Origin of the sequence: Pseudonocardia sp. McavD-2-B, from assembly GCF_024124365.1 — a bacterium.
GTDB classification, from domain to species: Bacteria; Actinomycetota; Actinomycetes; order Mycobacteriales; family Pseudonocardiaceae; genus Pseudonocardia; species Pseudonocardia alni.
This window is the reverse complement of sequence record NZ_JAMXSG010000352.1, coordinates 1-4,856: the sequence shown is the minus strand read 5'-3', so window position 1 is coordinate 4,856 and position 4,856 is coordinate 1. Positions and strand designations below refer to the sequence as shown.

Genomic DNA, 4,856 nt, shown 5'->3' with positions numbered 1-4,856 from the left:
CCGGTCCCGCATGCGCACCACCCGGCCGAGCACCAGCGCGACGACGACCGACAGGACCAGCCACGCCCCGATCCCGACGAGGATCCACAGGGCGGTCGACATGTGCCCTCCCCGGCCGTCGCGGACCGCACCAGTGTGCCCGTGATCGGCGCCGTACGGAGGGCCCCCGATCCGGGGGGGCGGGCTCAGCCGGCGTCGGGCAGGGCGGGGCCGAGGAGGTCGTCGGCGTCGACGATCCGGTAGGCGTAGCCCTGCTCGGCGAGGAAGCGCTGCCGGTGCGCGGCGTAGTCGGTGTCCACGGTGTCGCGGGACACCACCGAGTAGAAGTGCGCCTGGCGGCCGTCGTTCTTCGGGCGCAGCAGGCGCCCGAGCCGCTGGGCCTCCTCCTGCCGGGACCCGAACGTGCCGCTGACCTGCACCGCGATCGTCGCCTCGGGCAGGTCGATGGAGAAGTTCGCGACCTTGGAGACCACGAGGGTGTCGATCTCGCCGCGGCGGAACGCGTCGAACAGCTTCTCCCGCTCCTTGTTGCGGGTCGAGCCCTGGATCACCGGGGCACCGAGCTTCTCCCCCAGCGCGTCGAGCTGCTCGAGATAGGCCCCGATGACCAGCGTCTGCTCGCCCTTGTGCCGGTCCAGGATCGCCTGCACGACGTTGAGCTTGGTGTTCGCCGTCGACGCCGTCCGGTAGCGCTCCTCGGAGTCCGCCGTCGCGTAGGACATGCGCTCGGCGTCGGTCAGCGTCACCCGCACCTCGATGCACTCGGCGGGCGCGATCCAGCCCTGCGCCTCGATGTCGCGCCACGGGGCGTCGTAGCGCTTCGGGCCGATCAGGGAGAACACGTCGCCCTCGCGGCCGTCCTCGCGGACCAGGGTCGCGGTGAGGCCGAGCCTGCGGCGGGACTGCAGGTCCGCCGTCATCCGGAAGACCGGCGCAGGGAGGAGGTGCACCTCGTCGTAGACGACCAGGCCCCAGTCTCGGGAGTCGAACAGCTCCAGGTGCTTGTACTCGCCCTTGGTCTTGCGGGTGACGACCTGGTACGTGGCGATGGTGACCGGGCGGATCTCCTTCTTCTCGCCCGAGTACTCGCCGATCTCCTCCTCGGTCAGCGACGTCCGCGCGATCAGCTCGCGCTTCCACTGCCGCCCGGAGACGGTGTTGGTCACCAGGATCAGGGTCGTCGCGCCCGCCTTGGCCATCGCGGCCGCACCGACGAGGGTCTTGCCCGCGCCGCAGGGCAGCACGACCACCCCGGAGCCGCCCTCCCAGAACCCGTCGACCGCGTGGCGCTGGTAGTCCCGCAGCGTCCAGCCGTCCTGCTCCAGCTCGATGGGGTGGGCCTCGCCGTCGACGTACCCGGCGAGGTCCTCGGCGGGCCAGCCGACCTTCAGCAGCGCCTGCTTGAGGTGCCCGCGCTCGGACGGGTGCACGACGACGGTGTCGTCGTCGAGCCGCGCGCCCAGCATCGGGCTGATCTTCTTCTGCCGGAGGATCTCCTCCAGGACGGCGCGGTCCAGCGCGGTGAGGACGAGGCCGTGCGCGGGGTGGTGGGACAGCTGCAGCCGGCCGTAGCGCCCCATCGTGTCGACGACGTCGACCAGCAGCGGCTGCGGGACCGGGTAGCGGGCCCAGCGGACCAGCGCGTCGACGACCTGCTCGGCGTCGTGCCCGGCCGCGCGCGCGTTCCAGAGGGCCAGCGGGGTGACCCGGTAGGTGTGGACGTGCTCGGGTGCCCGCTCCAGCTCGGCGAAGGGCGCGATGGCCGCGCGGGCCGCCGCGGAGTCGGGGTGGTCCACCTCGAGCAGCAGCGTCTTGTCGGACTGGACGATCAGGGGGCCGTCGGTCACGGAACGAATCCTCTCGAGGCCGGGGAACGGAGCTGTGCGGGTCCGCCGGACGCCGAGCGGAGACGAGCGGTCGGCGTGTGTCACGTCACGTGACCATGAGGCAACCGGCCCTACGCCACTCGGGAGACGAGGGTTCCGGGGGCTAGACTCGGCAGCCGTCCGTCACGCACAGACGGGACCCGGCACGATCATATCCGTCCGACTCCCCCGGGACGCGGCAACCGCCGCCCCGTGTCGGTCGTGGTGTGGTCGAGCGGTTCCCGTCGTGACCCCGAAAGGCGCACCGGACCAGCTGATGCTCCCCGACCTCGTGCCCGCCGCGCCGCCCGTCCCCGGACCGGAGACCGACAGGGAGATCTCGCCGTGACCACCGTGACCAGCACGGAACGCCCGAGCACGTGGTCGGAGCGACTCGACCCGCGGAACTGGAGCCTGGTCGCCAAGCTGGCGGTCGTCGGTCTGGTGCCCACGGTCCTCGCCCTGTCCATCGGCGCCGTCCGCGTCGTCGACCAGGCCAACGTGGCCGAGGAGCTCGGCCGCGGCAGCGGCCTGGTCGACGTGCACCGCCAGATCGAGACGCTGACCGGCGCACTGCAGACCGAGCGCGACGCCGCGGTCCGCTTCGTGGCGGGCAACCGGCTCGGTGACCGGGCCGCCGTCGACCGGGCGCAGGCCACGACCGACCGGGCGCTGCAGGCCACCACGGCGGGGCTCGACACCGCCGAGCAGCAGGCCCCCGACCTGGCCACGGCCCGCCGGCAGGCGGACACCACGCTGGGCCAGCTGCCGGTCATCCGGTCGCAGGTCGCCGAGGGGCCGACCGCGGCCGCCGACCTCACCGGCCGCTACACCGCGGTCGTCCAGCGCACGCTGGGGCTGGACCGGGCGCTGGTGGGGCGGCTGCAGACCGCCGACACCGCCGGCCTGACCACGGCGATCGCCGCCGGGTCGAGCGCCCGCGAGGCCCTGCAGCTCGAGCGCACCGTGATCGGTGGCGCGCTCGCCGCGGGGACGCTGGAGGAGCAGCAGCGCGCACAGGCCACCGGGGCCGAGGCCTCGTTCCAGGCCGCGGCCGGTGACTTCCAGTCGTCGCTGACGCCGGAGCAGGCCGAGTCCTTCGGGAACTTCGGTGCGGGCCAGGCGAACGGCGAGCGCAACGCGCTGCGTGACCAGGCACTCTCGGTCCCGCCGGGGGTCGCGCCGCCGGTCGACCCGAACGCGTGGAACGCCGCCGTCGACCGGTCCGTCGCCGCGGTGGACCAGTCCACCGGCGCCGCCGAGCAGGCGTTCGTCGACGGCCGGGCCGCGGCCGCCGAGCAGGCGGGCAACACCGCGGGCCTCAACTCCGTGCTGCTGATGCTCATGATCCTGCTGACCGCGGGCATCATCCTGCTGCTGGGCCGTCAGATGGTCCGTTCGCTGCGCCTGCTGCGCAGCTCGGCGCTCGAGGTCGCGGAGCAGAGGCTGCCCGCGGCGGTGCAGAGCATGCGGTCCGGGCAGGCACCGAACGCACTCGTCGAGCCGGTCCCGCTGGACAGCCGCGACGAGATCGGCCAGGTGGCGCGGGCCTTCGACGCCGTGCACGGCCAGGCGATCCGCCTCGCCGCCGACCAGGCCGCGCTGCAGCAGAACGTCAACTCGATGTTCGTCAACCTCTCCCGCCGTTCGCAGGCGCTCGTCGAGCGCCAGCTGCAGCTGATCGAACAGCTGGAGAGCAACGAGCAGGACCCGGACCAGCTGTCGAACCTGTTCCAGCTGGACCACCTCGCGACACGTATGCGCCGCAACAGCGAGAACCTGCTGGTCCTCGCGGGCACCGACCTGGCGAAGCGGAACGTTGCGCCGGTGCAGGTCGTCGACGTCCTGCGGGCCGCCGTGTCGGAGGTCGAGCAGTACCAGCGGGTCGTCGTGCAGACCCCGCCGAACGCGACGATCGCCGGTCGCGCCGCGAACGACCTCGTCCACCTGCTCGCCGAGCTGCTGGACAACGCGACGAACTTCTCGCCGCCGGACTCGCAGGTCGTCATGTCGACGACCCGCACCGCCGACGAGTCGCTGCTGATCGAGATCTCCGACCGCGGTGTCGGCATGACCGACTCCGAGCTGGTCGACGCCAACCAGCGTCTGTCCGGCCCGGCCGAGGTCGACGTGTCGGCCTCCCGGCGGATGGGCCTGTTCGTGGTCGGCCGGCTGGCCGCACGGCACCGCGTCGGCGTCCGGCTCGCCTCGGCCGCGGTCGGCGGCGGCTCGGGTGGGCTGAGCGCCTCGGTGACCGTCCCGCCGCAGCTGGTGCCCTCCGCGCAGCTGCCCGAACAGCGCCGCGACGGCGACCCGGGCAGCTGGGGCGGCGTGCCGCCCCAGGGTGGCGAGCAGCAGGCCCCGCAGCCGGCCCCGGCGCTGACCGGCGGCGGAGCGCCCGACGGGCCCCGGCCGGACTCCCCGGTCGCGGTGAACGGGAACGGTCGCGGAGGGTCGCTGCCGTCGATGGTCGCGGGCTCCGACGGCCCGATGACCCCGACCTTCGAGACCGGCACGCCCTCGTCCACGACCGCGCGCAACGGTTCGGCCTCGAGCCTGCCGACGCGCCGTCCGGGGTCGTCGCTGACGAAGAACGCGGCCCCCGGCGACGCCGGCGGGCAGACCGCCGACGGGTCGGCCCCGACCCTCAACGGGTCCGCCCCACAGGGTCTGTCGGCCTTCGCGCCGTCGCAGGACGGCGCACACGACGGGCGGACCCCGGCCGACGTCTTCACCCCGGCCGACGAGGCCGGCTCCGGTCCCGCCGACGGCGACGCCCCGCACGGCGCCGAGGCGTTCCGGGGCACCGGCCCGGCCCCGTCCGGCGACGGTGACGGCCCGTCCGACGACACGGGCACCGGCGCCGGATCCCTCACGGACACCGAGGACACCGAGGCCGCGGTCCCCGCCGAGGGAACCGAAAACACCGACACCGACGGTGACGCGGACCGCTCCGGCGGCACCGCAGCCCCGTCGGCCGCCGCCGCGCTC

2 protein-coding genes are annotated in these 4,856 nt (G+C 73.9%); one reads left to right on the top strand and one right to left on the bottom strand.

The genetic code is table 11. The features are described 5' to 3' along the window. Positions 1-185: 185 nt before the first annotated feature. The gene (locus NH602_RS28045) at positions 186-1,847 is read right to left on the bottom strand and encodes a DNA repair helicase XPB (protein WP_253069366.1); all 1,662 of its coding nucleotides are present in this window, start codon (positions 1,845-1,847) and stop codon (positions 186-188) included. A gap of 363 nt (positions 1,848-2,210) precedes the next feature. On the opposite strand from NH602_RS28045, the gene NH602_RS28040 reads away from it, so the two are divergent. Further along, positions 2,211-4,856: nitrate- and nitrite sensing domain-containing protein (locus tag NH602_RS28040; RefSeq protein WP_253069365.1), on the top strand; the 2,646-nt coding region annotated here is incomplete at its 3' end.